The organism is Actinomadura mexicana (genome assembly GCF_900188105.1).
Lineage (GTDB): Bacteria > Actinomycetota > Actinomycetes > Streptosporangiales > Streptosporangiaceae > Spirillospora > Spirillospora mexicana.
Genome location: NZ_FZNP01000001.1, coordinates 979,092 through 1,005,176, shown reverse-complemented (window position 1 = coordinate 1,005,176; position 26,085 = coordinate 979,092). Strand labels below are relative to the sequence as shown.

Sequence of the window (26,085 nt, the reverse complement as noted above, 5' to 3'; positions counted from 1 at the left end):
TCAACTTACGGATCTCGCGCTTGACCCCGGCCAGCCCGACCATCGCCTCCAACCGCGCGAGCAGCACGTCCGCCGAAGCCCCACCGGACCCCTCCTGGGCTGGCGCCTCGCTCTTGGGCCCGGCCGGTGCCTGGTTGACGGGCTCGGCCGGCGCTTGGCTCACCGGTTCGGCCGGTTTACTGCTCCCGGTCCCGGTCGGCGCCTTCTTGGCGGCCTTGGCGTTCGCGGCGACGAAGTCGAAGTCGAACCGGTCCGGTTTCCCGTTGCGGACACTCGTCAGGTCGTCGATCTCCACGCTCGACCCGAGGCAGGTGAGGATGCCCTCGCCGCGGTTGTCCGCCACCGTGCAGCCGCGGATGGTGAGCTCGCCCTCCGGTTCCATGTTCACGCCGGCGAGCTTGCTGCCGGTGATCGTCATCCCTTCCAGCAGGACGCGGGGGTTGCCGCCCCTCAGCCCGACGCCGGTCCTCGCCGCATCGGCGACCCGCCCCCGGACGACCGTGACGTTCGCCTGATCGGAGAGGTAGAAGCCGCTGGAGGCCGGGCCGACGACCTCACAGTCCTCCAGGAGCGCGTCGCTCTTCTGGACCACCACGCCGATCCGCCGCGGCGACTCCATCCTGACCCGCCGGGCGGTCAGCGAGCCGCCGGCCGTCACCCACACCCCGTCCAGCCCCGGGTGCACGATCCGGCAGTCCTCGGCGAGCGCGATGCCCTTCTTCGTCACGAACAGGGACGCCTTCTGGGTCGCCTTGCCCGAGCCGTCGAACTCGCAGTCGCGGATCGTCGCGTCGGCGCGGTCGTCCACCCGGATCCCGTTCTCGGCCGGATCGCTGATCGTGCATCGCTCGATCAGCGGCTTGGACCCCTCGGTCACCCAGATGCCGTCCCCGCCCGAGTCTCTGACCTGGCACGACCGGAGGGTCACCGAACTGCCGCTGCGGATCGCCACCGCGTTACCGCTCGTCCCGGTGACGGAGGTGTCCTCCATGATTCCGGACGAGGCGCTGTACACGACCGCGCCGTCCTGCACCCTGCAGTCCCGCAGGGTGAGGTGGGCGCCCCTCGACGCCCGCACCGCGAGGGAGTTCTTCGTCGTGAACTCGCAGTGCTCGGCCAGGACGGTGCCTTCGGCGACCTCCAGAGCCAGGCCCTTGTCACTCCAGTTCCGGACGACGAGCCCCTGCAAGGTCACCTTCCCGGTGACTTCGATCGTGCCGACGGTGCGACCGTCCAGCGTGACCGAACCCGGTCCCTCCACGGCCGTCATGACGAAGTCGCCCGTGCTGCGGAACCCCGTGTTCGGGTACGAGCCCGGTTCGATCAAAATGTGCCGCCCAGGTGGCGCATCCGGCGGCAGCGGTGCCTTCAACGCTTCGAGCACCGTCCGATACGCCCCCGGGGAGGTCAGTGACACGACCAGACGATGCAACGAGCCTCCTCGAAATCCACCGTAATGGTGCCATGAGAAGGCCCGTTCCCGCGTTCCGGCGCCCCCTCGCCTTCGGGTGGCCCGCAGCGGTATCCGGAAGGCGGTTCCCGGTCGTGCGGGCCCTCCCCGCATCCCGGCGATTCGATTCTGCGGCCCGGTAGGTTGCCGAGATGGACATACGAGTCACCGGGGTCGTGATCGAGGACGACCGGATTCTGCTGCTGGACCAGGACACCGGCACCGGGCGGTCGTGGTCCTTGCCGGGCGGCAAGGTGGAGGAGGCCGAGCCGCTGGCCGATGCGCTGGTCCGGGAGATGCGGGAGGAGACCGGTGCCGACGTCGAGGTCGGCCGGCTGCTGTACGTGTGCGACCACATACGCGGTGGTGTGCACGTCCTGCACATCACCTTCGAGGCCCGTCGCGTGGGCGGCACGGTCGGGGTCGTGGCCGGGACCGCGGACTCCCGGCCGATCCGCGGGGTCGAGTTCGTGCGCCTCGCCGATCTGGTGCCGCTCGGATTCGGCGAGCGGTTCGTCGGCCTCGCGAGGGCCGGTTTCCCCGGTGCCGGCTCCTACATGGGCGCCAAGAGCAACATCGGCCTGTAAGGCCGAGGCTTGACGAAGGGCGCCGTCGGTCCTATATTCAACATATTCGTTGATAAACGAGGAGATTGATTATGGCGCTCGGTGAAGAGGGGGAGGAGCGGCTGGACCGCGCGTTCGCCGCGCTGGGAGACCCCGTCCGGCGCGCGATGATCGCCCGGCTGTCGCGGGGTGAGGCGACCGTGAACGAGCTGGCAGAGCCGTTCTCCATCACCAAGCAGGCGGTCTCGCGGCACATCCACGTGCTGGAGGCGGCCGGCCTGATCACGCGCAGCCGCGACGCCCAGCGCCGGCCGTGCCATCTGAACGCGGCCGCTCTGGAGGAGCTGACCGGCTGGATCGACAGGTACCGGCTGGCCGCCGAACAGCGCCATCGCCGCCTCGACGCGGTTCTGGAGACCATGAAGGAGCAGGAGAAGTGAACGAGACGACGATCACCGCCCCGCCCGGCACGCCGTTCATCGACATCGAGCGCGAGTTCGAGGCGGCCCCGGCCCAGGTGTTCCGGGCCTGGACCGACCCCGAGATCGTGCCGCGCTGGCTGGGACCTTCCGGAACGACGATGACCCTGATCGAGTACGACGTGTCCCCGGGCGGTCGCTACAGCTACCTGCACCGCGACGGGACGGGTGAGCACGGCTTCCGCGGCGTGTTCCACACCGTCGTGGCCGACGAGCGGATCGTGCAGACCTTCCAGTACGACGGCCTGCCGGACGAGGTCAGCCTGGAAACGCTGACCTTCGAGGACCTCGGCGGACGCACCCGCGTGCGCACCCACTGCGTGTTCGGTTCGGTGGCCGGCCGCGACGCGATGATCGAAAGCGGGATGGAGCGCGGCGTCCGCGACTCGATGTCGCGCCTGGACGAGCTGCTGACCCCCTGACCGCCACCTTCGCACCGGAACGCCCGACCGGCGAGCCGGATCCGAGACAGACCACCCGTGCCGTGCGCATCGGGTCTTCGAGAGAGCAGGCGAACACCATGACCACGATCCGCAGCGCGATGGCCGTCTCCGTCGACGGCTTCATCACCGGCCGCGACCCCGGCCCCGGCCGCGGGCTCGGGGACGGCGCCGTCCTGCACGACTGGTACTGGGACGGCGACACGCTCAGCGCGGTCGTCCCGAGCTTTCGCCTCTCCGAGACGACCCGCCGCTTCATCGACCCCTTGGCCGAGCGGACCGGAGCGGTGATCGCGGGCCGCAACAGCTACGACGACGCCGAAGGCTGGGGCGGCGGCAGCCCGCACCCCACGGCCCCGCTGATCGTCCTCAGCCATCGACCGGCACCGCCCGAGGCGACCTCGGCGCAGCGGTTCACCACCTCCATCGAGGAAGCGGTCACCGCCGCCCGCACGGCCGCGGGGGACCTCGACATCGTCCTGATGGGCGGCGGGGTGCTCACCGCCGCCCTGGCCGCGAACCTGGTCGACGAGATCGTCGTCCACCAGGTCCCCGTGCTGCTCGGCGCCGGCCGGCGCCTCTTCCAGGAACTGCCCGCCCACGTGCGGCTCAGCCTCATCGAGGCCGTCCCGGCACCCGGGGTGACGCACCTGCGCTACCGACTGGCGCGATGACGCCGCGACAAACTGACAAGGCTGGAGACCAGATGTCCCACGACGAAGACCCTCTTTGTGTCGTCTTCATGCCGGCTCTGGTGGTGGTCCTGCATGCGGCTGAGCAGGAGAAGGGCGCGCCGCTGACGGAAGCGGAGGTGCTCGCTCTCCGCGACAACGCGACATGCATGACCGTCCCGCTCAGCGTCGCGAGTGACCTTGAGCGATCCCGGGGGTACGCCGACATCCCGCCTGAAAACCTCTGGCCTGAGTGGCTGTCCGTCAGGGAACAGATCACGGCCGAGTAGGCACGGTGCCGGTGGCCGGAGAGGAGGGCCATGGCCAAGGGCCTCGGCGAGGGCCAGCACGTGTACGTCGCGATCGCCGTGTTCCCCTCCGGAGGCGACCCCGGAACCCGCCCGGCACCCCGCGCGACATCCGGCCGCTGGACCATAGCCCAGGACCGCAGCTGACCGGGAGCGGCTCTAGGACGCCCGCCCGGCCGCTCGCCACTCTGGCGCGAGCACTGACCAGACCTCGATGTCCTGCCGGTTTCCTCGGTAGGAGTGGCTTTCTCGCAGGGTGCCGTCTTTCGTCATCCCGAGCCGCTTGGCGACGGCGATGCTGGGCTGGTTGGCGGTCGAGACCCGCCATTCGACGCGGTGGATGCCGCGCTCTTCGATGGCCCAGTCGATGATGGCGCGCACCGCTCTGGTCACCAGGCCCTTGCCCGCCGCCGACGGCTCCAGCCAGCAGCCGGCCTCGGCGGTGCCCTGCGCGACGTCCATCGTCACGAAGAGCACCCCGCCCACCAACCGGCCGCCCGTCCATATGCCGTAGATGCGCCCTCTGTCGGCTGCGGCCTTGTCGGCGTACGCCTGAAGGTGAGCGCGGCTGGACTTCAGGTCCGTGACACGGTCCGGAAGCCCGACGTGCTGGCCGATGAAGTCTCGTCCTCGGTCGATGTGCGCCAGGAACTCCTCGGCCTGCCATGGTTCGAGCGGCCGCAGTTCCGCGCCGTCGTCGCCAAGGGATACCGCGTACATCCTCGCCTCCACGGTCAGTACCAGCACGGACTGCGATGGATCTTCTCACGGAGGCGAGGGGCGTTCCGCCGGTTCAGGGGCGCCAGGGCATGTGCTGGAGGGTCCAGGTGTTGCCGTCCGGGTCGGCGAAACCGGCGTAGAAGACGCCGCCCATGTCCTCCACCGGGGCCACGTCCGCGCCGCGCTCGACGAGGTCGGACCTGGCCTGCTCGATGTCGCTGACGACCAGGTGCAGGCCGCGCTGCGTCCCGACCGGCATGTCCATGCCCGGCAGGCCCTCGGTCAGCGCGATCGAGCAGGCGGAGCCCGGCGGCGTGAGCTGGACGTACCGGACGCCGTCCGCGGGTCGCACGTCGACGTCGGCGTTGAAGCCGAGACCGGTGTAGAAGTCCTTGGCCCGGTCGATGTCGCCGACGGGTACCGGGACGAGTTCTAGCAGGAGCATCCCGGGTCGCACGGGCGGTGCCGGGGTTTGCGGCTCGGTCATGGGTGGTGTCCTTCCGAGAGCAGGTCGTCGAGTCGGTCGTAGGACTGGCCCGCGCCGCGCCGCATCGGGCTGCGGAGCACGCTGTCGCGTATCTCGCGGGTGGGATAGCGAACGGTGATGTTCATGGCGGTGCGGCCGTCCCGCTCGTCGAAGACGGTGGTGACCAGGGCCTCGCCGGCCTCCCAGTCATCGCGGATCTCGCTCTGCACCAGCCTTGCGGGTGCGTCCACCTCGAAGAAGACGCCGCCGTAGCCCATCTCGGCGCTGCCCGGACCGCGGGAGACGAAACGCCAGGCGCCGCCGGGACGCAGGTCGATCTCGCAGACGGCGAGCCGCCAACCGCGGGCGCCGTGCCACTGCCTGAGCAGTTCCGGACGGGTGAACGCGTCGAACACCCGCCGGCGGGGCGCGTCGAACGTCCTGGTGAGCAGGATCTCGGTTCCGGACGGCGCGCTGACCACGAGGCCCGCCCCGCGGGGCGGCCACGCCGTCACGAGTCGTCCTGCTCTTCGAGCCTTGCGAGCAGCTCGTCGAGCCGCTGGTAGCTCTCCTCCCAGTACTGGCGGAAGTCCGCGAGCCAGTCCAGCGCCTCCCGGAGGGGACGGGCCTCAAGCCGGCACGGCCTCCGCTGCGCGTCCCGGCCGCGCGAGAGCAGGCCGGCGCGTTCCAGGACGCGCAGGTGTTTGGACACGGCGGGCTGGCTCATGGCGAAGGGCGCGGCCAACTCGCCCACCGACGCATCGCCCTGGGTGAGCCGGGTCAGGATCGCCCGCCTGGTCGGGTCGGCCAGTGCGGCGAACGTCGTGTCCAGCGTGCTGGTGTCCATCAGGTCAACCTTCCGGTTCTATAACCAGATGGTTTTGTACCCTGGGACGTCTTGACCTGTCAAGGCAGGGGCCGCGAGCGGGCGCACGCCCGGCCGGGGACGTCCGCACGCTGGACGCCCCCGGCACCTTGCGTGAGGACGCTCAGAAGGTCATGCGCGAGTCGGCGTCCTGGCGGTCGTGCTCCTGCTGCGAGTACGGGACGGTCACCGGCATCGGCAGCTGGAAGCCCTTGATCGCGGGCAGCAGCTTGACGTCGGCCGGGAGCGCGCCGCCCCAGGCCGCGGACCACAGTGACAGCGCGTCGTCGAGGTCGAGGATCTCGTCGTAGCCCGGCTGGGTAGCGCCGACCAGCAGCATCTCCGGTGGCAGTGTCATCCCGCAGTACTTGGCCCACAGGTCGCGGCGCAGTCGGCGGACGACGCCGGTGTCCGTGGCGTCCAGGACCGCGACGGACAGTTCGGTGTCGGTGTAGAGGCTGCGCCGCATCGCGTTCGCCGATCCCACGATGCAGAAGACGTCGTCGATGATCGTCACTTTGCAGTGCACGGCGGTGCCGGTCCAGCCGTAGATCTCCAGGCCCTGCAGGCCGCTGCGGCTGTCCAGCAGGAGTTGCGGCACGTGCGGGATCAGATGCCCGTTGACCGCCTCCGGCATGTCCCCGCTCGGCGGATCGTCGGGGTCACCGCCGTACAGCAGGATCACCTTGAGGTCCGGTTTCGCCAGCAGCCGGGCGTTGATCCAGCCCATGATCTCTTCGCTGCTGAAGGCCTGGTCCGCGATGAAGATGTACTTCTCGGCCTGGCCGATCGCCTTCTGCAGCGCCACCTTGAACTCGAAGATGCCGTCGGGCGCGAAACTGATCGGTTCCTTTCTGAAGCCGGCGCCGGCGGTGATGAGCGCCCGCACCACCGAGCTCTTGTCGTAGAGCCACGCGGGGCCGGACGAGGAGAACCGCATCTGCGGAACGGTCCGCAGCACCTGGACGTGGGCCCCGGTGCCGTCCCCGCGCGGCGGTTCCGGCGGATCGGGGACCGCGGCGGCGGTCTTGAGCCGCGATTCGATCGGGTGGCGGTCGACCAGGAAGTTCTCGGCCGGCAGCTTGAGGTTCTCGGCCCACATCTGCTGGAAGAAACGGTGGACCGCGGTGGCCGCGGGCCCGGTGACCCGCACCGCGAGGTCGTGCCAGGCCGGGTCCATCCGGCTCATGACCGGGTCGATGCCGCCCGTGAAGGCGCGCGTGGACTTCTGGTCGCCGGCCACCACCAGCTTGCAGTGCACTGCGCCCAGCGGGTGCGCGGTCAGGTTGACCATCACCTTGCCGGCGCCCTGCTCGCCGAAGCGGCTGCGCATCTCCGCGACGCTGAGCAGCGTCTGCGCGTTCACTATGCGTATCCCGCCGAGCCCGGGGACGTCGTACCGGGCGGCGAACGGTGACACCCAGGCGAGGATCCGGACGTCGACGCCGCACTTGTGCAGTTCTTCCAGGCGCCTGGAGAGCAACGCGCCGCTCGGGAGCGTCAGCGGCGGGTAGGCCTTGCCGACCCGCACCGGCCGGGCCAGGTCCTTCAGTACCGGGAATTGCTGGACGATGGTGCTGCCGAACTCCCCGAACGCCTGGACCTCGGTCTCGGCGGGCAGTTTGGCCAGGCCGAGCCACCACGCGGTCAGGTACAGGTACCGGCCCTTCGCGGTGGACGTGCGCAGGGCCTCGATCTCCTCTTCCAGCGCCTTGAAGTACGCCACTCCGTTGACGAAGTGGTCGACCGTGTTCCCGGACAGGTCGCCGAGGAAGTTCTGCTGCGGCGCGTACTCGCCGTCACCCCATTTCGCCCGGTCGGTCTCGCGCACCAGGTACTTGCCGATCAGAGCCTGCGTCTTCGACGAAGGATTCACTCCAGCCCCCTTCTCCCCGGGCTCCCGCCGGGGACCAGCCCTGAAGGTAAGGCGGCGGAACCGCCCGCCAGAATGGACGAAAAGGTGACACCTAACGCCATAACTGGCCGAGATTGGACACGCGTCTACGGTGACGCGGCCGAAGGGGACGAGCCGGGCTAATTGCGAAGTTCGCAGTACCTTATGGCAATGCGGATCGAAGTGCTGTCAGACCATCCGGGAGCTCAACTTCAGGACACCGACGCGGCGCTCGCCCGCGAACGGGACCGCGCCGCCGCGCATGCCCGAGCCGTGGACGATCTCCGCCGTCGGCAGCGGGCCTCACGACGATGGTGGCAGCTGGGCAGGTGGCTGCGGCACTCCCGCGAACTGCAGGCCCTGCTGCGGACCGCGCCCGCGGCCGACCCCGCGGTCATGCATCGGCGCGCGCAGCAGCAGGCCGGCGTCGACGCCGAGGATCGGGTGGCGGCCGAACTCGAACGCTCCCTGAACGGGGACTGGACGCTGTTCCGCGGCTATGCCAACCGGCGCGGCGAGGTCGACCATCTGCTGGTCGGCCCCGGCGGGGTCTGGGCGGTCGAGGTGAAGGGCCGTGGCGTCCGGGTGCACGTCACCGGCGACGACTGGCGTTTCGAGAAGTTCGACCGCTACGGAAACCGGGTGGAGTCGGGCGTGCTGGCCGACCGCGGGGGGCGCAGCTGGGGACGGCAGGTCGGCGAGGTCGCCGGGGCGCTCGAGGAGTTCCTGCGCTCCCGCGGGACGCCCGTCCCGGTGCGCACCGCGGTCGTCGTCATGCACGAACGAGCGGAACTCGGCACATGCCGGAAGCCGGGGGTCGATGTCGTCGGCATCGGAACCCGGTCCCTGCTGGACCAGGTCTCCCGGACGGGAGGCATCCTCGACCACGAAGCCCAGCGCAAGATCGCCGACCTGGTCCGGCGCGACCACCGCTTCCATGCGCGACGACGGTCCGGAGGCCGCCGCTGACCGGTGCCGGCACGGCGCCGGCCGTCCGCGCGGCGCCGCGGGCGCGCTCGGGCCGAACCGGGCCCCGTCAGGTCACGGCGTGGTGAGGGTGGCCATGGCGCGGTCGGGCTCCCAGTGGGCGCGCAGGGACGTGATCTTTCCGGCGCCGTCCACCGTGTAGACGAGGACGCAGTCGATGGTCATCGTGGCGCCGTCGGGCGTCTCGGTCGTGATCGTCGCGACGTTGGCGCAGCAGGGGCCGTTGGCGAAGGAGTCGGCGATGCGGAACCGGAAGCCGGCGATCGTGGAGATGAAGGAGTCCCAGAAGTTCTCGATGCCGTCCGGGCCCCGGTGGCCCGCGCCCTCCGGGTCGAGGAAGGACGGGCCGACCGGGTCCTCAATGAGGGCGTCCGGGGCGAAGAGGGCCAGCCAGTCGTCCCTGCGGCCTTCGGCGACGGCGGTCATGGAGGCGCGGGCGGCGCGGCGGGCCGGGTGGTCGGAGTCGGGGGCGTCCCAGGCGACGGCATTCACTGTAACGTGTTCTCGTTTCTGGGTCAGGGGGCGGTCTTGGCGATGACGGTCTCGGCGAACCGTTCGAGATGCTCGATCTTCCTGTCCAGCGGCTCGGTGTCGGGACCCTCGGCGTAGGGCGTCCGGAAGCCGACGATCACGTCGGTGACGCCCTTGTCCTCCAGCCGCCGCACCCCGTCGGGGGTGTAGGCGTCCATCGAGATCACGTGCACCTCGAAGGGGTCGCCGGCCTTGCCCTCCGCCTCCCGGATCCGGTCCAGCCGGGCGAGCAGGCCGTCCAGGTCGTCGCCGCCGCCCGCGTGCATCCAGCCGTCCCCGCGCACGACGGCGCGGCGCAGCGCGGCCTCGCTGTGCCCGCCGACCAGGATCGGGAAGGGGTGCGCCGGGCAGATCTTGATCGCCGGGACGTCGAAGTGCTCGCCGTGGTACTCGAAGTACTCGCCGCCGCTCAGCCCGCGCACGATGTCGATGGCCTCGTCCATCCGCCTGCCGCGCCGCTCCCACGGGACGCCCATCACCTCGAAGTCCTCGGGCCAGGGGCTGAGCCCGACGCCGAGGGCGAGCCGCCCGCCGGTCAGGCACGCGATCGACGTCGCCTGCTTGGCCACCAGGACGGGGGGACGCACCGGCAGCTTCAGCACGAACGGCGTGAACCGCAGCCGGGTGGTCACCGCCCCCATGGCCGCGATCAGCGTGAACGTCTCGATGAAGGGCTTGTCCTCCAGGAACTCGCGGTTCCCGTCCGCGGTGTACGGATACACCGAGTCCGACTCCTTCGGGTACACCAGCGAGTCGGCGACCGACATGCTCGTGTACCCGGCCTCCTCGGCGGCCCTGGCCAGCGGGAGGTAGAACGACGGATCCGTCATGGCCTCGGCGTAGGTGAACCTCATGGCGGAAATAGTAGAACGTGTTCCACTTCGGTGCCAGGGGCGCCGCGTTGTTGCCCGGGGGTGCGGGGGGTGGTTCGGTGGGGGGATGGAGCGCAGGATCGCGATCGTCACCGGGGGGACCTCCGGGATCGGGAAGGAGATCGCGCGGGGGCTGGCCCGGGCGGGGATGCTGGTGGGGATCGTCTGCCGGAGCGAGCTGCGCGCCGCGGCGACGGTGGAGGAGCTGACGGCGGACGTGCCGGGCGCGCGGGTCGAGACGTTCATCGGGGACCTGTCGGTGCAGATGGACGTCCGGCGGGTCGCGGCGTCGCTGGAGGAGCGGTTCGAGCGGCTGGACGTGCTGGTCGACAACGCGGGCGCGTACCTGCTGCGGGCCAAGGTCAGCGCGGACGGGTACGACCGCGTGATCGCGACGAACCACCTGGGGCCGTTCCTGCTGACGAACCTGCTGCTGGGGCTGCTGGAGAGGGGCGCGCCGTCGCGGGTGGTGGTCGTGGCCTCGGAGGCGCACCGGTTCTCGGACCGGCTCGACGTCGAGCGGATGGCCGAGCCCTGGTCCTACGGTCCGGCCGGGGCGCTGCGCGTGTACGGGCGGTCGAAGCTGCTCAACATCCTGTTCGCGCAGGAACTGGCCAGGCGGATGGAGGGCAGCGGCGTCACGGCGAACGCGGTCTGCCCGGGATTCGTCGCGACGAGCCTGGGCAGGGACGTCCGCGGGACCGAGCGCGTGATGGCCCTGTGCTCGCACACCCCGGTGATGCGGACGCCGGCGCAGGGGGCGCGGATGGCGTTGCGCCTCGCGCTGGACGAGGAGTTCGAGGGGCGCAGCGGCGGCTACCGCACCTCGACGCCGGGCGCCGGGATGCTGCCGACGGTCGAAGCCTTGCGGGATCCGGAACTGCGGCGCGCGGTGTGGGACCGTTCTGTCCGCCTTGTGGGGCTGCCCGCCCTATAGGGTCAGGGTGTGTGAGCCAACCGTACGGACCGCCCGACCGGCCCGGTGCCTGGAGCGGCCAGCCGCAGCCGGGCCCGCCGCCCGGTCCCCGGCCGGGCCCGCCGCCGGGCCCGCCGCCCGGCCCTCAGCCGGGTCCCCGGCAGACGAGCCCCGCGCAGCAGCCGGATCCAGAGCCGCGGCAGCGGCCGTCGGCCTTCAAGGACTTCTTCAACGGCGTGGGCTACCTGCTGCGCGGCATCGGATGGACGGCGCGGCACCCGGCCCAGTGGCTGTTCGGGCTGATCCCCGCGCTGATCGTCCTGGCGCTGTACGCAGGCGCGCTGGTCCTCCTGGCGTACCGGATCGACGACCTGTCCGGAGGGGTGACGGGCTTCGCCGACGGCTGGTCGGACGCGGCGCGGACGTCGGTGCGGGTCGTGGCCGGGATCGCGCTGTACGGGTCGGCCCTGTTCCTCGCGATCATCACGTTCACGGCGGTGACGCTGCTGGTGGGCGACCCGTTCTACGAGGCGATCGCGGTCCGGGTGGAGGAGTCGCAGGGCGGTGCGCCGCCGGAACCGGACGTCCCGCTGCTGGTCCAGATCGGGCGGGCGGTCAAGGACACGCTGATCCTCGGGGCCGTGGCGCTGGTGTTCGCGATCGTGTTCTTCGCCTGCGGCTTCCTGCCGGTGGTGGGGCAGACGGTCGTGCCGGTGGTCGCGGCGCTGGTGTCGGGCTACTTCCTCGCGGGCGAGCTGACGTCGATCGCGCTGGAGCGGCGCGGGATGCGGCGCCGGGACCGGTTCGCGCGGCTGAAGGCGCACCGCCCGCTCGCCGTCGGCTTCGGCGCGGCGACCTTTGTGGTGTTTCTCATCCCGCTGGGCGCGGTGCTCGCGATGCCCGGCGCGGTGGCCGGCGGGACGCTGCTGGCAAGGGAACGCCTGGCCGACGAGCCGCCGGCCGGGGCGGGCCTGACGAGCCCCGGGTGAGGCGGCGGGGACGTCGGCACCGAGGCGATGAGAAGATGTGTCCTGAGCGTGATGACCGGCCGGAACGGCAAGAGTGATCTTGGCGTAACGTGTGCCGCATGTCCGATCAGGGGGAGCGCGGCGTGCGCTGGACCGAAATGAGCGAGAGCGAGCCGCGGGACGGCGCGACCGGGCCGCAGGCGGCCTTCTCCGAGCCGAAGGTGCCGGAGGTGCCGGTGCCCCCGCCGACGGGCCGCACCGACTTCTCCGCGTCCGGCGAGGGCGCCGGGACGCACGACGTCTGGGGCAAGGTCGAGACCGGACGCCGGGAGACCGCCGCGGGCGAGGAGCCGGACCCCGAGGACGTCAAGGTGGCGCCCGTGGCCGAGGAGGCGCCCCAGTGGGAGGGGTCGCTCTTCGACGAGGGCGCCGACGACGGTGACGCCGACGACAGGTACGTCCCGGCCGTCCCCACCGGGTCCGGGCAGCCGGCGAAGCCCGGCAAGCCGAGCAGCGGCAACTGGCAGATGCCCGACTGGATGGCGGACGAGGACGCCGCGGACGCCAAGCTCGGCGGCTCGCCGAAGCCGCGGCGCGATGTCCTGGACGAGCGCGGCGGGCGCTCCCGGCTCGTGCTGTTCGGCGGGGTCGGCCTGCTGGTGGTCGCGCTCCTGGCGGCCGGCGGCGTCTACTTCATGAAGAGCGGCGACGACGAGCCCGCCGACACCTCCGACACGTCCGGCAACGCCGACCGGCGGGCCGCGGCGGAGCAGTCCGAGGCGGCGCAGGTGCAGATGCCGCCGGACAAGCGGCTCGCGACGTTCCCCGGGAAGCCGAGCCGGATGCTCGGGCGGGTCGACGACGTCCACTCCGGCCTGTCGTACCCGCGGCTGGCCTCCCCCTGGCAGGTGCCCACCAAGAAGAACAAGCTGGGCACGCCGGGATGGTCGGGGCAGCAGATTCTCCTGACCGAGCGGCACGCGGGGCGGTTCTGGTACGGGCAGCTCCTCACCGGCACGCTGATCCCGACCCTGCAGAGCGCCTACCAGGGGCCGGGCAGCGTGAAGACCGTGGCCGGGCTGGCCGCGAAGGGCTACGAGGCGCAGTACTACGCGTTCCCCCACAAGTCGGCGCCGCTGGCGTCGCAGGCGCTGAACGTGGACGGGCACAAGGGCTGGCTGGTCGCCTCGTACCTCACCTACAAGCGGTCCGGGGTGCGCGCGACCGGCGAGATCGTCGCCGTGGCGGTGGTCGACACCGGCCGCAAGGCGCCGGCGGTGGTGTTCGCGTCGATGCCGAACACGCACCGCAAGCAGTGGCCGGACGTCAACCGGTTCCTCGGGCAGCTCAAGATCGCCTCCTGACGGGTCGCCTCCCGACCCGGCCGCCTCCTGACAACCGAATCGCGTTCTCATACGCTGGGCCGCCCCTGAGAAAGGTGTGGCCATGGCCATCGGGCTGACCGAGGAACACGAGGCGCTGGCGGCGTCGGTGCGAGGCTTCGCCGAGCGCGCCGTCACGCGGCAGGCCGTCCGGGAAGCGGACACGGCCTTCTGGCCGGCGCTCGCCGAGCAGGGGCTGCTCGGCCTGCACCTGCCCGAGGACGCCGGCGGTGAGGGCTACGGGATCCTGGAGCAGGCCGTCGCGCTGGAGGAACTGGGGCGGGCGCTCGCTCCCGGCCCGTATGCGCCGACCGTGCTCGCGTCCGCGATCCTGCACGCTGCCGGGGCGGACGTGCGCGGGCTCGTCGCGGGGACCCGGAAGGCGGCGGTCGGGCTTTCCGGCGGCCTCGCCGTGCACGGCTCCACCGTCTCCGGGACGGTCCAGCCGGTGCTGGCCGCCCCGCTGGCCGACCTGTTCGTGCTCCCGGCCGGAGACCGCTGGGCCGTCCTGGGGCGGGACGACGTCACCGTCGAGCCGCTGGAGTCTCTCGACATCACCCGTCCGGTGGGATCGGTCACGGTCGAGGGCGTGTCCCTTCCGGACGAGTGCTTCATCGGCGGCGTGGACGTGCACGCCCTCGCCGCCGTCCTTCTGGGGGCCGAGGCGTGCGGCGTGGCAGGACGCGCCCTGGACGACGCCGTCGCGTACGCGAAGCTGCGCGAGCAGTTCGGCCGTCCGATCGGCCAGTTCCAAGGGGTCAAGCACAGATGCGCGCGGATGCTCATCGCCGTTGAGCGCGCCTGGGCGGCGGTGTGGGACGCCGCGCGCGCTCTGGACGAGCCAGAAGACCAGCGCGCCTACGCCGTCGGAGTGGCGGCCGCCCTGGCGGCGGACGCCGCCGTCACCTGCACCGAGGGCAACATTCAGGTCCATGGGGGCATCGGTTACACCTACGAGCACGATGCCCACCTTCTCTACCGGCGGGCCCTCACCCTGCGCGCGCTTCTAGGCCGGGCCGGCTCGCACCATGCGAAGGTCGCCGCGCTCGCGGTCAGGGGCGTCCGGCGCCCGATGGGCATCGACCTGGCCGAGGACGCTGCGCCGGTCCGCGAGGAGATCCGCGCCCGCGTCGCCGAGCTGGCCGCGATGGAACCGCCCGAACAGCGCGCCGCGATGGCCGAGGGCGGCTGGGTGACGCCGCACCTGCCGGAGCCGTGGGGCCGGGCCGCCGGGCCCCTCGAACAGATCGTGATCCAGCAGGAGCTCGCGGCGGCGAAGGTGCGCCCGGTGCCGCTGATGATCGCGGCGTGGGTCGTCCCCTCGCTGGTCCAGTACGGGACGCCCGAGCAGCAGGGGCGGTTCCTGCCGCCGACGCTGCGCGGCGAGATCATCTGGTGCCAGCTGTTCTCCGAGCCGGGCGCGGGCTCCGACCTCGCCGGACTGCGGACCCGCGCCGAGCGCGCCGAGGGCGGCTGGACGATCACCGGGCAGAAGATCTGGACGTCGCTGGCCCGCGAGGCGCAGTGGGCGATCTGCGTCGCGCGCACCGATCCGGACCGTCCCAAGCACGCCGGGATCACCTACTTCCTCGTCGACATGGCCTCGCCCGGCATCGAGGTCCGCCCGCTGCGCGAGTGCACCGGCGACGCCGTGTTCAACGAGGTGTTCCTCGACGGGGTGTTCGTGCCGGACGACCTCGTCGTCGGCCCGGTCAACGAGGGCTGGCGCGTCGCCCGCACGACGCTGGCCAACGAGCGGGTCGGCCTGACGAGCAGCTTCCAGCTCGGCGGCGACCTGCCCAAGCTGCTCGACCTCGCGGCCGAACTCGGCCTGGACGGGGACCCCCTCGTCCGCGACGGGATCGGGCGCCTCGCCTGCGACGAGCACGCGTTCAACCTGCTCGGACTGCGCGCCACGCTCAAACGGCTGTCGGGCACCGACCCGGGCGCGACGGCGAACGTCCGCAAGCTGGTGGCGATGGAGCACGGGCAGCAGGCCACCGAGTTCGGCTTCACGCTGCTCGGCGAGGAGGGCGCCCTGACCGGCGGGCGCCGCGATCCCCTGCGCGCCCGCTGGACCCGCTACCTGCTCGCCTCCCGGGCGATGACGATCGGCGGCGGCACCACCGAGGTCAACCTGAACGTGATCGGCGAGCGGATCCTCGGCCTGCCCCGCGACCCCGAGCCGGTCGGGTAGCGTCCAGGCTCACATGCGGGAGCGGACTGCTTGACCGAACGGACGCGGCACCTGGTGGCCGCCCTCACCGGCCTCGGGCTCGGGCTCGCGGCACTGGGGCCGGGGCTCGCGCCCGGCTTCGTGCTGTCCTACGACATGGTGTTCGTGCCCGACCCGGCGTTCACCCGCATGACGTTCGGGCTGACCGGGGTCGTGCCCCGGCACGTGCCGAGCGACGCGTTCGTGACCGCGCTCGCCGCCGTCGTCCCGGCGGACGCGGTGCAGAAGCTCGTCCTGCTCGCGGTCTTCGTGATGGCGTGCACGTCGGCGGCGTCGCTGGTCCCCTCGCCCCGGCTGCTGCCGCGGCTGGCCGCCGGCGTCTGCTACGCCTGGAACCCGTTCGTCGCCGAACGCCTGCTGCTCGGGCAGTGGGCGCTCCTCCTCGGCTACGCGGCCCTGCCCTGGGTGGTGGCGGCGGCCGCGCGGACCGGCGAGCCCGGCGGCGGGCGCCGCCTCGTCCGCGCCCTCCTGCCCGCCGCGATCGGCGGTTTCGCCGCCCTGGCGGTCTCCGCCATGACGGCCCTCGCCGTCGCCCTCGTGTCCCCGGCGGGGGCCGGGCGTCTCCGCGCCGGCCTGCGGGCCGTGGCGGCCGCGGGCGTTCTCAGCCTGCCCTGGCTGGTACCGGGGGCGCTGCGTCCCGCGGGCCTGCCGGGGGACGGGACGGCCGTCGACCTGTTCGCGGCCAGGGCGGACACGCCGTTCGGGACGCTCGGCAGCCTGCTCCTGCTCGGCGGGGCGTGGAACGGCGAGACGGTCCCGAGCGGCTACGGGGCACCGGTCACCGCGACGATCTGGCTGGCCGTGGTGGTGGTCGCGCTGGCCGCCTACTGGAGATGGCGCCGGGAGCCCGACTGGTGGCGGGGGGCGGCCGTCGCGGCGGCGGCCGGGTTCGTCGTGGCGGCTCTGGGAGCGGTGGCGGCGCCGGTCCTCGAAGGCGTCATCGACCTCTGGCCGGGGTTCGCCGTCCTCCGCGACGGGCAGCAGTTCGCGGCTCCTCTCGCCGTCGTGGTCGCCGTGGGGCTGGGCTCGGCCGCCGACCGGGCGGCCGAGGCCCGGTGGCCGGGAGTGGCCGCCGCCGCGGTGGCGGTCCCGGTCCTCCTCCTGCCGACGCTGGCGTGGGGTGCGGCGGGGGATTTGCGGTCCGTCCGATACCCGGACGACTGGGCGCGCGCACGGCAGATCATCGACGGCGACCCCGCCCCCGGGGACGTGCTGGTCCTGCCTTGGGCGTCCTACCGGAGCTACCCGTGGAACAACGGCCGCCGGGTGCTCGACCCTTTGCCCCGCTACCTGCACCGCCGCGTCATCGTGGACGACGCCGTCACCGTGGACGGAACGACCGTCGCGCCCGAGGACCCGAGGGCGGTCGAGCTCGCGCCCGCGGCGCGGACCGGAACACCGCCCGCGGCGACGCTGCGTGACGAGGGCGTACGGTACGTCGTGGTGGACGCGGAGCCGGGGGGCAACCGTCCCTCCGGCGCGGCCGCGGAAGTGCTGCGCGGACCTGACCTGGTCGTATATCGGATCGACGGGGCCGCGGGCGGGGCCCGGGACACGGTGCCCGTCGCGCCCGTGGCGGCCGCGTGGGTGCTGACCGGTCTCGCTGTTTTCTGGTCAATCACGGCCTCAAGGACTACTCTGAGCATCCCGTTACTCGGCGGTATCACGTCCCGCAGACCCGACCCCCGACGAAGGACCCCCTGATGCGCATCGCCATCGCCGCAATCGTCGGCGTCCTGCTGGCCTCCGGAGCGTCGTTCGGCGCGGTCCAGCTCGCAAGCGCCTCCCAGAAGGACCCCGTCATCAAGCCGCTGTACAACTACGGCTCCCGGTGACGTGTAGGCCCTGATGGGGACCAGGCGTGACCGGCCGGCACTTCTGGAGATCGTCGTACCCGCCTTCAACGAGGCCGACCGGCTTCCGGCGGGACTGGATCTGCTGTGCGGCAAGCTCGCGGGCCTCGCGGCGCGGGCCGAGGTCATCGTCGTCGACAACGCCAGCACCGACGGGACGGCCGGCATCGTCGAGTCCTGGGACGGGCCGGTCCCCGTCCGGCTGGTGCGCTGCGAGCGCCGGGGAAAGGGAGCGGCGGTCCGCGCCGGACTGCTCGCGACACGGGCCCCTTACGTGGGCTTCATGGACGCCGATATGGCAACAGACCTCGCCGCGCTGGACGAAGCCATCGTCCTGCTGCGCGAGGGCCGCCCGGTCGTGGTCGGGTCAAGGCGCCACGGTCGGTCGGTCGTCCAGGGGTACGCGCTGCCCGTCAGGCGCCTCGGCGCCATCACGTTCAACCGGATCGTCCGTGACCTCGTGGGCGGCGTCCCCGACACCCAGTGCGGGTTCAAGTTCTTCTACGGCCCGCTGGGACGGGCCGCGGCGGCGGACCTGCGGACGTCGGGCTTCTCGTTCGACGTCGAACTCCTCGCCCACTGCGTGCGGCGCGGAGCGTCCGTGACGGACATCCCGGTGATCTGGCGTGACCGTCCGGGCTCGACGTTCTCGGTCCGGCGGCATTCACTGCAATGCCTGCTCGACCTTGCCCGCATCCGCGCGCGCGCCGGGGTCCGGTTGCCCGTCATGCCGGTGAGACCGAACATCCCGGTCGTGCCGCTGCGGGCGGCGTTCGGTGAGCCGGGCCCGGTGCCCATCGCCGTGTCGGAGCCCTTCGCCCTGTCGAATTCGGCGGCTCTGCCGAACGCAGCCGCACTGGTGGAGAACGTTCCAACGTCGCGCGCGAAGACGGGATGAGCGAGAACCTGCGGCTGGCGGTCGTCAACTGGCGGGATCCCTGGCATCCCTCCGCAGGCGGCGCCGAACGCTACGCCTGGGAACTGGCGCGCCGGTTCGCCGGTGAAGGAGCCCGCGTCCATTACGTGACGAGCAGGGCGCCGGGGCAGAGACGCAGGGAACGGGTCGAGGACGTGGAGTTCGTGCGTCTCGGCGGCCGTTTCACCGTCTACCCCCTGGTCCTGTTGTGGATGCTGGGGGTCCGCCTCAGGCGGCGCCGCTTCGACGCGGTCGTCGACTGCCAGAACGGCATCCCTTTCTTCACGCCATGGGTCCTGCCGCGCCGTGTTCCGGTGTTCTGCGTCATCCACCATGTGCACGACGCTCAGTTCGGCCTGTACTTCCCCAGATGGCTCGCCTGGGTCGGCCAAGTGCTGGAGGGGCCGGTGAGCCGCTGGACTTACCGGCGGCATGCGTTCGTGGTCGTCTCGCCGTCCACGGAGCGCGCCGTCAGGGAGCGACTGGGCTGGACAGGGCCGACCCACGTCGTCCCCAACGGAACGGTGGTCGCCGAACCAGACGGCGCGACCCCGGAGCCCGCAGGGGATCCCGATCTGGTCTGCGTGACCCGGCTCGTCCCGCACAAGCGCCTCCCACTGCTCCTCGATCTCGCGGAGGCCCTTCGCGAGACGCATCCTGGGCTGAAGCTCCACATCGTCGGGGACGGTCCCGAAGCGGGCGCTCTCGCGGCCGGAATCAGAGCCCGCGGCCTGGAGAAGGTCGTCGTCGCGCACGGCTACGTTCCCGAGAACGTCAAGGCGGCCCTGGTCGCCCGAGCCGACCTGCACCTCAGCACGTCCCAGGGCGAGGGCTGGGGCCTCAGCGTCATCGAGGCCGCCGCCCTCGGCGTCCCGACCGTCGCGCACGACGTGGACGGCCTGCGCGACGCCGTTCGCGACGGGGCCACCGGATGGCTCGTCCGCGCGGGCGACGACCAGGCCGACGTCGTCCGGCGCGCCCTCAAGGACCTGCGCGATCGCACGGAGCGCGATCGTGTCGCCACGGAATGTCAGAGGTGGGCGGCAGAGTTCGACTGGGCGCGCACCGCCGCCCGGATGCGGGACCTCATCGCCTCCGCAGGGATCACCTCCACCGTCCGGACCACCTCCACCGTCCGGACCACCTCCACCGTCCGGACCACCTCCACCGTCCGGGCCGATCCGGCCGGTGCGCAGGGCGACCGAAGGTACGGTGACGGGCACCCTGGCTGACGCCCGCAAGAGCACAGACCAGGGGAAGGACAGAGAGGGGCAGAGGGCGAGCATGGCCGTGGGAGAGGCGAATCCGCCCCGCGCCGGAGCGTCCCGCCGGCCCGTGCCGGACGGTCCGGACGTCGCGGGCCGGGTGCGGGAGCGGCTGCGCGTCCTCGCGTGCTGCCTCGCGCTGACCGCCCTCGCGTTCGGCACCCGGCCCGGCGCGATCCTGGCCGACACCAAGATCGACATGGCGGTGAACCCGCTCGGGTTCCTCGGCCGCGCCCTGCACCTGTGGGACCCCGAGCAGTTCGGCCAGCTCCAGAACCAGGCCGTCGGCTACCTGTTCCCGATGGGTCCGTTCTTCGCGCTCGGTGACGTCGTCGGGATGCCCGCGTGGATCACCCAGCGGTTCTGGCTGGCGCTGCTGATGTGCCTGGCGTTCGCCGGCACCTGGCGGCTCGCGGGGCGCCTCGGCTTCGGCGGAGGCGCCGGCGGGGACGGTCAGGGCGCCCGCCTGTTCGCGGCGATGGCCTACGCGCTGGCCCCGAACGGGCTGGCCACGCTCGGGCAGATCTCCTCGGAGTACCTGCCGGTCGCGATGCTGCCCTGGATCGTCCTGCCGCTGGTCGGCGCCGCGTCCGGGGAGACGGGACGGCTCAGGGCCGCGGCGAGGTCGGGCCTGGCGATCGCCTGCTGCGGCGGCGTCAACGCGACCGCGACCGTCGCCGTGCTGGTCGTCCCCGTCGTGTACGTGGTGACGCGGCCGCGCGGGTCGTTCCGGGCGCGGATGCTCGCGTGGTGGTCGGTGGCGGCGGGCGCGGCCGTGGCCTGGTGGCTCGCCCCCCTCCTGCTCACCGGGACGTACGGGTTCTCCTGGCTGACCTACACCGAGAAGGCGCGGACGACCACCGGGCCGACCGGCCTGGTCAACGTGCTGCGCGGCGCGGAGCGCTGGGTCAACTACCTCATCGTGGACGGGCAGGTCTGGTGGCCGGTCGGGCACGGCCTGTCGCTCGGCCCGGTGGCGATCGTCTGCACGGGCCTCGCCGCCGCGCTCGGGCTCGCCGGGCTGCTGAGCCGGCTGCTGCCCGAACGGACGTTCCTGCTGCTCACGCTGCTCGCCGGGCTGGCGATCCTGTCGATGGGCCACCTCAGCGACCTGCCGGGCCCGTTCGCCGGGCAGCTCCGCGACCTGCTGGACGGCCCGCTCGCCCCGCTGCGCAACCTGCACAAGTTCGACGCGGTGGTCCGGCTGCCGCTCGCGCTCGGCCTCGGCCACGCGCTCGTCGCGGCCGCCCGGCGATCGGCGGGTGGTGCGCGGCGCCCGTCCCGGGGGGCCGAGCCGGCGTCCGGCATCGCGCTGAAGTCGCTGCTCAGCCTGCCGGTGGCCGCCGCCGTCGCGCTCGGCGGCATCGGCCTCACGGCGGCCTCGCACGGCCTGTCCGGGCCGGGCGAATTCAGGGAGGTGCCCCGCTACTGGCGGGACGCCGCGGCATGGATCAACGCGCGGGCCGGGCAGCAGGGGGTGCTGGCCGTCCCGGGAGCGCCGTTCGGCGAGTACCTGTGGGGCCGCCCGATGGACGACATCGTGCAGCCGCTGCTGCTGGCGCGGTGGGGCGTCCGGCAGCTCGTCCCGGCCGGGTCGCCCGGGTACACGCGCGCGCTGGACGCGATCGACCAGCAGATCCGCTCCGGGCAGGGGTCGCCGGGCCTGAGCGCCTTCCTCGGCCGGATGGGCGTCCGGTACGTCCTGGTGCGCAATGACCTGCGGCGCGAGACGCTGCGCGGCGCCTGGCCCGCCCGCCTCCACCAGGCGCTCGGCGACTCGCCCGGGATGCGGAGGGTCGCCGCGTTCGGCGGGCCCGTCGGGGGAGACGCCGACGACGCGGTGACCGCCGTCGACCAGAAGTACCCGGCGCTGGAGGTCTACGAGGTCGACGGCGCCGCCGACGTCGCGAACCTCGCCGACGCCTCGAAGCCCGTCCGCGTCTACGGAGGGCCGGAGTCGCTGCTCGCCATGGCGGACGGCGGCACGCTGCCCGACGGGCCCGTCCTGCTGGACGACGACGCCCGCGACCTCAGGGGCGCCCCGGTCGTGACCGACTCGCCCCGCCTGCTGCGCCGCAACTTCGGCGAGCTGCACCAGACGTCCCCGACGCTGACCGCCGGTCGCGAGGGGGAGGCCGCCGACGTCCTGGACACGGGCTGGAGGCGCTACGCGACCCACGTGACGTACGGCGGCGGCGTCCGCGACGTCACGGCGTCCACCTCGGCGGCGGGCGACGACGCCGTCCCGCAGGCGCGCGATCCCGAGGCGACCCCCTTCGCGGCGCTCGACGGCGACCAGTTCACCGCCTGGAAGACGGGCGGCTGGAAGGGGCCGGTCGGGCAGTGGCTCCGCGTCGACTTCGACCGGCCCCGCGAGGTGCGGAGCCTCACCGCCGCGTTCCTCCAGGACGGGTCCCTCGGCCCCGCCGTCTCGCGCGTCGCCGTCGAGACCGAGAACGGGACGGTGCGGCAGGACGTCCAGAAGATCGTGACCGGGCAGCCCCTCCGCGCGCCCGGCGGCCCGACCCGCTGGCTGCGGCTGCGGATCCTCGGGCTGGCCTCCGAGCCGCTCGTTCCGGGCTTCGCCCGCGCGGGCGTGGGGGAGCTGTCGATCGGCGGAGTGCGGCCCGCCCGCACCTTCACGATGCCCGCGCCCGCCGGTGTCGACGGGCCCGCGACGTACGTGATGAGCCGGGCGCAGGGCGCCGCGGGCGAGTGCGTGAAGGGCAGCCGCCGCTGGGTGTGCTCACCGTCCCTCGGGTCCGGCGACGAGGAGGAGGCGGGGTTCGACCGGACGTTCACCGCCTCCGCCGCGGGCAGGGCCGCCGTCACCGGGACGGCCGTGCTCACCGACCGGCGGCTCGTCGAGCGGTTCACCGCCGTCCGCGGGCAGCCGGCCGTCGCCGCGAGCTCGGTCCTGGCCGATCACCCCGCCGACCAGCCGAGGTCGGGCTTCGACGGCGACCCGCAGACGGCCTGGATCGCGGGGGAGCGGGACGAGGCGCCCACGTACACCGTCCGCTGGAAGGGCCGCAAGCGGCTGGCGTCCGTCACCGTCGCCCGTCCGCCCACCGCGTCGGGTCCGATGCGCGTCCGGGTCGAGGGGGAGAACGGCCAGACCCGCGAAGGGCTGTCCGACGCCCAGGGCAGGCTGGCGTTCGCCCCGATGAAGACCGACCGGGTCACGTTCACCTTCTTCCGGGAGAGCCAGGCCCAGCCCATCCAGGTGACCGACCTCGTCATCCCCGGCGTCGAGCCGATCCCCGACGTCCGGGCCTTCCCGCTGCGGCTCCGGTGCGGATACGGCCCGAAGCTGCGGATCGGCGGCGGCACGGTCCAGACCAGGGCCACCGGCACGCTCGGCGACCTGCTCGCGGGCCGCCCGCTGCGGTTCGGCGCGTGCTCGCCGGCCGCGCTCCAGGCGGGCCGGAACCGGCTGGCGTCCGCGCCGTTCGACCCCTACCGCCTCGACACGGTGACGGTCGGCGCGAAGCCGGGCCCGGCCGCGGCCGCCCGGCCGCCGCAGCAGGTCAAGGTGCTCGGCTGGGGGTCCGGCACGCGCAGGCTGGAGGTGGACGCCGCCACCGCCTCCTTCCTCACCGTGAACGAGAACTTCAACGCCGGTTGGCGCGCGACCGCGGGCGGCACCGAACTGCGGGCCGTCCGCCTCGACGGCTGGAAGCAGGGCTGGGTCGTCCCGAAGGGGACCGGCGGCGTCGTCGAGCTGTCCTACACCCCCGACCGGGCCCAGCGGATCGCCGTCGTCGCGGGCCTCAGCCTGCTGCTCGTCCTGCTGCTGGTCGCCGTCCGGCCGGGCAGGCGCCGCGGCCGGCGCCGCCCGGAGCCCCGCGCCCTCGTCGCCGGGACGGGCTGGCCCGCGTGGGCGGCGATCGGCCTGGCCGCCGCGCTCGGCGGCTGGATCGCCGCAGTGCCCGGCCTCGCCGTCACGGTCGCCGTCGCGGCCGTCTGCGGCTGGGCCCGCACCCGCCGCTCCGCCGTGCCCCGCGCCCTCGCCTCGCCGTGGCCGGTCGCGCTCGCCATGCTCGCCGGGGCCGGCTGCCTCGCCGCCGGCGTCCGGCTCGACCTGCTCGACAATCCGGCCGCCCCCTCCGGCCCGCTCGGCGACATCGCCCCGCAGCTGCTCGGGCTCGTGATCGTCGGGCGGCTCGCGGTCGAGCTGTGGCGGCCCAAGCCGCCCGGTGGCGGCTCCGGCGGCCGGATCTCGCTCAGCTGGACGGCGCCCGGGCAGGGCCCGCCGGACGGGCCGGGGCCCGGCGCCGGGTCAGCCGCCGGACCGGCCACTCCACCAGGTAGTGGGTCAGGGCCCCCGCTGCGATGGTCGCCGCGGCCATCAGCGGCAGATCCGTCACGACGTTCCCCCGGAAACCGCGGCCGGTCGCGTCGTACCAGGCGATGATGATCAGGAGCTGCCACAGGAACACGCCGTAGGAGATCCGGCCGAGGAACCGCATCACCGGATTCCCCAGGATCGCGCCGAGCGCCGGGTGGTCCGCCGGGGCCAGCGCCACCGGCGCCACGAGCGCCGCCGCGCACAGCCCGAACACGACCACGTGCAGCAGGGACGTCCAGAAGGCGTCCGGCGTCTGGAGGCTGAGCGGCCCGGCGGCGGGCGTCGCCGCCACCACGTACAGCATCGCCGACGCGACCCAGCACGCCGCCCACGAGTCCGACACGGCGCGGCACACCGCGGCCACGGGACGGCGCTCGTCCAGTCGCGCCCACACCGTCACCACCGCGAGCGCCATCCCGATCGCGAACCAGGCGAAGTACCGCGGAAGCCAGATCCCCATCCCGGTGTGCCGCTCCGGGACGAACATGAGGACGGTCCACGGCAGCGACAGCGCCGCGTACGCGCCGATCCCGACGAGGAGCCGCCTGGCGCGGACGCCGACGTCGCGGCTGCGCGTCCGGCGCGCGTACCAGGAGAGGGCGGCCGCGGTGAACGGGAGCAGGACGTACCAGCCGGCCTCGACGACGAGGCTCCACATCTGCCCGAGCTGCGCGGGCCCGAGGTCGCCGTTCCACCACGGGTCGGGCAGGTAGGTCTGCGTCAGGGTGAGCAGCGAACCCCAGGTCAGCGGGTCGCCGATGTGGTCGCGCCCGGCCGTGACCATGAACACCGCGACCACGGCCCAGTACGCGGGCAGGATGCGGAACACGCGCCTGCGCAGGTACTCGGCCGCCCTCGGGGCGGCCCGCCCGTCCAGGACGGCCGCCGCCCACGGGCGGTAGAGCAGCAGTCCCGAGAGCGCGAAGAAGACGGGCACGCCGACCTGGCCGCCGTTGAACAGCCACCGCGCGCCGTTCGGGTTGGTGATCGAACCGGCCGCGCTCGCGACGTGGAAGACCAGGACGACGAGCGCCGCCACGGCCCGGAGGCCGTCCAGGGTGTCCTGGTGTCCCGAAACGGGCGGCGCCGCGGGCCGGGCCGCCTGCGCGGCGGACCTCACGGGCCGTGCCTGCCGGGCGCGCCGTGCTTCCTGAGCACCAGGACGAGGTTCCAGGTGGCGACCTCGCGCAGTCCGGGGACGCGCACGACGGCCTCCGCCCAGCGCGGGTGGTAGCGGGGCAGCGCGTTCAGGACGGTCACCCGGTCGTTCCCGCGGGCCCATCTGAGCGCCGACGACACCGACACCGGATGCAGGCCCAGCCCGAACCGGTTCTTCGGCGGGAACCCGTTCCGGCGCTCGTACCGCCGCGCGGCCCGGTCGCCGCCGAGATAGTGCCAGGGGGACGTCTCGTGGCCGCCCCACGGGGACAGCCAGTTGGTGAACGACAGGAAGACCGTCCCGCCGGGCCTGGTCACCCGGACCATCTCGTCGGCCATGCGCCAGGGCTCGGGGACGTGCTCCAGAACGTTCGACGAGAAGCACACGTCGACCGATCCCGTCCGGAACGGGAGGGCCAGCGCGCTCCCGACGAGCGTGTTGGGCACGTCGACGCCGTGCGCGGTCAGTTCGGAGAGGTCGTGGTCGATGCCCGTGCAGCGCGCTCCCGCCGCGGTCAGGGCGCGGGTGAAGAACCCGGAGCCCGTCCCCACGTCGACGACGGTCGCCCCCGCGAGGTCGGCGTACCGGCCGAGCTGGGCGACGGTGTCGCGCGCCATCAGGTCGTAGAAGTACTCCGGTTCGCTCTGCTCGCGCCGGAACGCGCTCAGCAGCCGGACCGACCGCGCCAGCGTGGCCCGGTGCCCGTGCTCGGGACGGGCTCCGTCCCGCCTGGGGGGCGCCGCCGCCATCGCCACCTCGCCGTCCGTGTCGTCCCGCCGGTCGTCCCGCC

At 72.9% G+C, this 26,085-nt stretch carries 25 protein-coding genes and 1 pseudogene; 16 read left to right on the top strand and 10 right to left on the bottom strand.

What is annotated here, in order from left to right; all coding sequences use genetic code 11:
• Positions 1-1,432, bottom strand: a 1,432-nt coding sequence (locus CHC11_RS04490; protein ID WP_179278670.1) for a right-handed parallel beta-helix repeat-containing protein, incomplete at its 3' end; no start/stop codon positions are given.
• 170 nt (positions 1,433-1,602) lie between these two features.
• Between CHC11_RS04490 and CHC11_RS04485 the strand changes: the two genes are divergently transcribed.
• The 6 genes from CHC11_RS04485 (at position 1,603) to CHC11_RS43285 (ending at position 4,061) form a co-directional block, all read left to right on the top strand.
• Entirely contained in the window at positions 1,603-2,037 is a 435-nt protein-coding gene (locus CHC11_RS04485; RefSeq protein ID WP_089310232.1) for an NUDIX domain-containing protein, read from the top strand.
• 71 nt (positions 2,038-2,108) lie between these two features.
• Positions 2,109-2,456 (top strand): ArsR/SmtB family transcription factor, encoded by a 348-nt coding sequence (locus tag CHC11_RS04480; protein WP_089310231.1) that lies wholly within the window; start codon positions 2,109-2,111, stop codon positions 2,454-2,456.
• On the top strand, positions 2,453-2,917 hold the full coding sequence (locus CHC11_RS04475) for an SRPBCC family protein (protein ID WP_089310230.1): 465 nt from the start codon (positions 2,453-2,455) through the stop codon (positions 2,915-2,917). The genes CHC11_RS04480 and CHC11_RS04475 overlap by 4 nt, the downstream gene beginning before the upstream one ends.
• A gap of 98 nt (positions 2,918-3,015) precedes the next feature.
• On the top strand, positions 3,016-3,609 hold the full coding sequence (locus CHC11_RS04470) for a dihydrofolate reductase family protein (protein WP_089310229.1): 594 nt from the start codon (positions 3,016-3,018) through the stop codon (positions 3,607-3,609).
• A gap of 32 nt (positions 3,610-3,641) precedes the next feature.
• On the top strand, positions 3,642-3,896 hold the full coding sequence (locus tag CHC11_RS04465) for a hypothetical protein (RefSeq protein WP_089310228.1): 255 nt from the start codon (positions 3,642-3,644) through the stop codon (positions 3,894-3,896).
• A gap of 30 nt (positions 3,897-3,926) precedes the next feature.
• Entirely contained in the window at positions 3,927-4,061 is a 135-nt protein-coding gene (locus CHC11_RS43285) for a hypothetical protein (protein ID WP_281258273.1), read from the top strand.
• A gap of 12 nt (positions 4,062-4,073) precedes the next feature.
• On the opposite strand, the gene CHC11_RS04460 is transcribed toward CHC11_RS43285, so the two are convergent.
• The 5 genes from CHC11_RS04460 to CHC11_RS04440 all read right to left on the bottom strand — a co-directional run bounded on the left by CHC11_RS04460 (position 4,074) and on the right by CHC11_RS04440 (position 7,841).
• Positions 4,074-4,634: a GNAT family N-acetyltransferase gene (locus tag CHC11_RS04460; protein ID WP_089310227.1), complete on the bottom strand. Its 561-nt coding sequence runs from the start codon at positions 4,632-4,634 to the stop codon at positions 4,074-4,076.
• Between the two features lie 73 nt (positions 4,635-4,707).
• Positions 4,708-5,121: a VOC family protein gene (locus CHC11_RS04455; protein ID WP_089310226.1), complete on the bottom strand. Its 414-nt coding sequence runs from the start codon at positions 5,119-5,121 to the stop codon at positions 4,708-4,710.
• Entirely contained in the window at positions 5,118-5,615 is a 498-nt protein-coding gene (locus CHC11_RS04450) for an SRPBCC family protein (RefSeq protein ID WP_089310225.1), read from the bottom strand. The genes CHC11_RS04455 and CHC11_RS04450 overlap by 4 nt, the downstream gene beginning before the upstream one ends.
• The gene (locus CHC11_RS04445; protein ID WP_089310224.1) at positions 5,612-5,947 is read right to left on the bottom strand and encodes an ArsR/SmtB family transcription factor; all 336 of its coding nucleotides are present in this window, start codon (positions 5,945-5,947) and stop codon (positions 5,612-5,614) included. Before CHC11_RS04445 ends, CHC11_RS04450 begins: the two co-directional genes overlap by 4 nt.
• Before the next feature lie 142 nt (positions 5,948-6,089).
• Positions 6,090-7,841: a phospholipase D family protein gene (locus CHC11_RS04440; protein ID WP_089310223.1), complete on the bottom strand. Its 1,752-nt coding sequence runs from the start codon at positions 7,839-7,841 to the stop codon at positions 6,090-6,092.
• A 189-nt stretch (positions 7,842-8,030) separates the two neighbouring features.
• Here CHC11_RS04440 and CHC11_RS04435 point away from each other — a divergent pair, with 189 nt between their 5' ends.
• Positions 8,031-8,828 (top strand): nuclease-related domain-containing protein, encoded by a 798-nt coding sequence (locus CHC11_RS04435; RefSeq protein WP_179278669.1) that lies wholly within the window; start codon positions 8,031-8,033, stop codon positions 8,826-8,828.
• 72 nt (positions 8,829-8,900) lie between these two features.
• On the opposite strand, the gene CHC11_RS04430 is transcribed toward CHC11_RS04435, so the two are convergent.
• On the bottom strand, positions 8,901-9,338 hold the full coding sequence (locus tag CHC11_RS04430) for a nuclear transport factor 2 family protein (RefSeq protein WP_245918705.1): 438 nt from the start codon (positions 9,336-9,338) through the stop codon (positions 8,901-8,903).
• 23 nt (positions 9,339-9,361) lie between these two features.
• Positions 9,362-10,231, bottom strand: coding sequence for a TIGR03619 family F420-dependent LLM class oxidoreductase (locus tag CHC11_RS04425; protein WP_089310221.1), 870 nt, complete (start codon positions 10,229-10,231; stop codon positions 9,362-9,364).
• Positions 10,232-10,316: 85 nt separating this feature from the next.
• On the opposite strand from CHC11_RS04425, the gene CHC11_RS04420 reads away from it, so the two are divergent.
• The 9 genes and pseudogenes from CHC11_RS04420 to CHC11_RS42405 form a co-directional block, all read left to right on the top strand.
• A complete protein-coding gene (locus tag CHC11_RS04420; RefSeq protein WP_089310220.1) occupies positions 10,317-11,186 on the top strand; it encodes an SDR family NAD(P)-dependent oxidoreductase in 870 nt (289 codons plus the stop codon).
• 11 nt (positions 11,187-11,197) lie between these two features.
• The gene (locus tag CHC11_RS04415) at positions 11,198-12,154 is read left to right on the top strand and encodes an EI24 domain-containing protein (RefSeq protein ID WP_245918704.1); all 957 of its coding nucleotides are present in this window, start codon (positions 11,198-11,200) and stop codon (positions 12,152-12,154) included.
• A 98-nt stretch (positions 12,155-12,252) separates the two neighbouring features.
• Positions 12,253-13,497, top strand: a complete 1,245-nt coding sequence (locus CHC11_RS04410) for a flagellar basal body-associated FliL family protein (protein ID WP_089310218.1) — start codon at positions 12,253-12,255, stop codon at positions 13,495-13,497.
• Between the two features lie 82 nt (positions 13,498-13,579).
• Positions 13,580-15,712, top strand: a complete 2,133-nt coding sequence (locus CHC11_RS04405; RefSeq protein WP_089310330.1) for an acyl-CoA dehydrogenase family protein — start codon at positions 13,580-13,582, stop codon at positions 15,710-15,712.
• Between the two features lie 30 nt (positions 15,713-15,742).
• Positions 15,743-17,455 (top strand): MmpA family trehalose lipid delivery protein, encoded by a 1,713-nt coding sequence (locus tag CHC11_RS04400; RefSeq protein WP_089310217.1) that lies wholly within the window; start codon positions 15,743-15,745, stop codon positions 17,453-17,455.
• Complete coding sequence (locus CHC11_RS43280; protein ID WP_258942032.1) at positions 17,455-17,586, top strand: hypothetical protein; 132 nt, start codon at positions 17,455-17,457, stop codon at positions 17,584-17,586. Before CHC11_RS04400 ends, CHC11_RS43280 begins: the two co-directional genes overlap by 1 nt.
• Before the next feature lie 13 nt (positions 17,587-17,599).
• Entirely contained in the window at positions 17,600-18,502 is a 903-nt protein-coding gene (locus CHC11_RS04395) for a glycosyltransferase (protein WP_089310216.1), read from the top strand.
• The gene (locus CHC11_RS04390; RefSeq protein ID WP_089310215.1) at positions 18,499-19,752 is read left to right on the top strand and encodes a glycosyltransferase family 4 protein; all 1,254 of its coding nucleotides are present in this window, start codon (positions 18,499-18,501) and stop codon (positions 19,750-19,752) included. The genes CHC11_RS04395 and CHC11_RS04390 overlap by 4 nt, the downstream gene beginning before the upstream one ends.
• Before the next feature lie 52 nt (positions 19,753-19,804).
• Positions 19,805-22,978, top strand: a pseudogene (locus CHC11_RS42405) (alpha-(1->3)-arabinofuranosyltransferase domain-containing protein); the annotation flags it as partial.
• A gap of 1,033 nt (positions 22,979-24,011) precedes the next feature.
• Here the strand turns inward: CHC11_RS42405 and CHC11_RS04380 are convergent.
• Both CHC11_RS04380 and CHC11_RS04375 read right to left on the bottom strand, forming a co-directional pair.
• Positions 24,012-25,256 carry an acyltransferase family protein gene (locus tag CHC11_RS04380; protein ID WP_089310213.1) on the bottom strand — a complete coding sequence of 415 codons (1,245 nt, stop codon included), beginning with the start codon at positions 25,254-25,256 and terminating at the stop codon, positions 24,012-24,014.
• Entirely contained in the window at positions 25,253-26,044 is a 792-nt protein-coding gene (locus CHC11_RS04375; protein WP_089310329.1) for a class I SAM-dependent methyltransferase, read from the bottom strand. The genes CHC11_RS04380 and CHC11_RS04375 overlap by 4 nt, the downstream gene beginning before the upstream one ends.
• Positions 26,045-26,085: the final 41 nt, after the last annotated feature.

Excerpts from the sequence above, each read along its gene's own strand:
- CHC11_RS04485 (WP_089310232.1), top strand. The coding sequence starts at position 1,603 with ATGGACATACGAGTCACCGGGGTCGTGATCGAGGACGACCGGATTCTG.
- CHC11_RS04480 (WP_089310231.1), top strand. The coding sequence starts at position 2,109 with ATGGCGCTCGGTGAAGAGGGGGAGGAGCGGCTGGACCGCGCGTTCGCC.
- CHC11_RS04470 (WP_089310229.1), top strand. The coding sequence starts at position 3,016 with ATGACCACGATCCGCAGCGCGATGGCCGTCTCCGTCGACGGCTTCATC.
- CHC11_RS04465 (WP_089310228.1), top strand. The coding sequence starts at position 3,642 with ATGTCCCACGACGAAGACCCTCTTTGTGTCGTCTTCATGCCGGCTCTG.
- CHC11_RS43285 (WP_281258273.1), top strand. The coding sequence starts at position 3,927 with ATGGCCAAGGGCCTCGGCGAGGGCCAGCACGTGTACGTCGCGATCGCC.
- CHC11_RS04460 (WP_089310227.1), bottom strand. The coding sequence starts at position 4,634 with ATGTACGCGGTATCCCTTGGCGACGACGGCGCGGAACTGCGGCCGCTC.
- CHC11_RS04455 (WP_089310226.1), bottom strand. The coding sequence starts at position 5,121 with ATGACCGAGCCGCAAACCCCGGCACCGCCCGTGCGACCCGGGATGCTC.
- CHC11_RS04445 (WP_089310224.1), bottom strand. The coding sequence starts at position 5,947 with ATGGACACCAGCACGCTGGACACGACGTTCGCCGCACTGGCCGACCCG.
- CHC11_RS04435 (WP_179278669.1), top strand. The coding sequence starts at position 8,031 with ATGCGGATCGAAGTGCTGTCAGACCATCCGGGAGCTCAACTTCAGGAC.
- CHC11_RS04425 (WP_089310221.1), bottom strand. The coding sequence starts at position 10,231 with ATGAGGTTCACCTACGCCGAGGCCATGACGGATCCGTCGTTCTACCTC.
- CHC11_RS04420 (WP_089310220.1), top strand. The coding sequence starts at position 10,317 with ATGGAGCGCAGGATCGCGATCGTCACCGGGGGGACCTCCGGGATCGGG.
- CHC11_RS04410 (WP_089310218.1), top strand. The coding sequence starts at position 12,253 with ATGTCCGATCAGGGGGAGCGCGGCGTGCGCTGGACCGAAATGAGCGAG.
- CHC11_RS04405 (WP_089310330.1), top strand. The coding sequence starts at position 13,580 with ATGGCCATCGGGCTGACCGAGGAACACGAGGCGCTGGCGGCGTCGGTG.
- CHC11_RS43280 (WP_258942032.1), top strand. The coding sequence starts at position 17,455 with ATGCGCATCGCCATCGCCGCAATCGTCGGCGTCCTGCTGGCCTCCGGA.
- CHC11_RS04395 (WP_089310216.1), top strand. The coding sequence starts at position 17,600 with ATGGGGACCAGGCGTGACCGGCCGGCACTTCTGGAGATCGTCGTACCC.
- CHC11_RS04390 (WP_089310215.1), top strand. The coding sequence starts at position 18,499 with ATGAGCGAGAACCTGCGGCTGGCGGTCGTCAACTGGCGGGATCCCTGG.
- CHC11_RS04375 (WP_089310329.1), bottom strand. The coding sequence starts at position 26,044 with ATGGCGGCGGCGCCCCCCAGGCGGGACGGAGCCCGTCCCGAGCACGGG.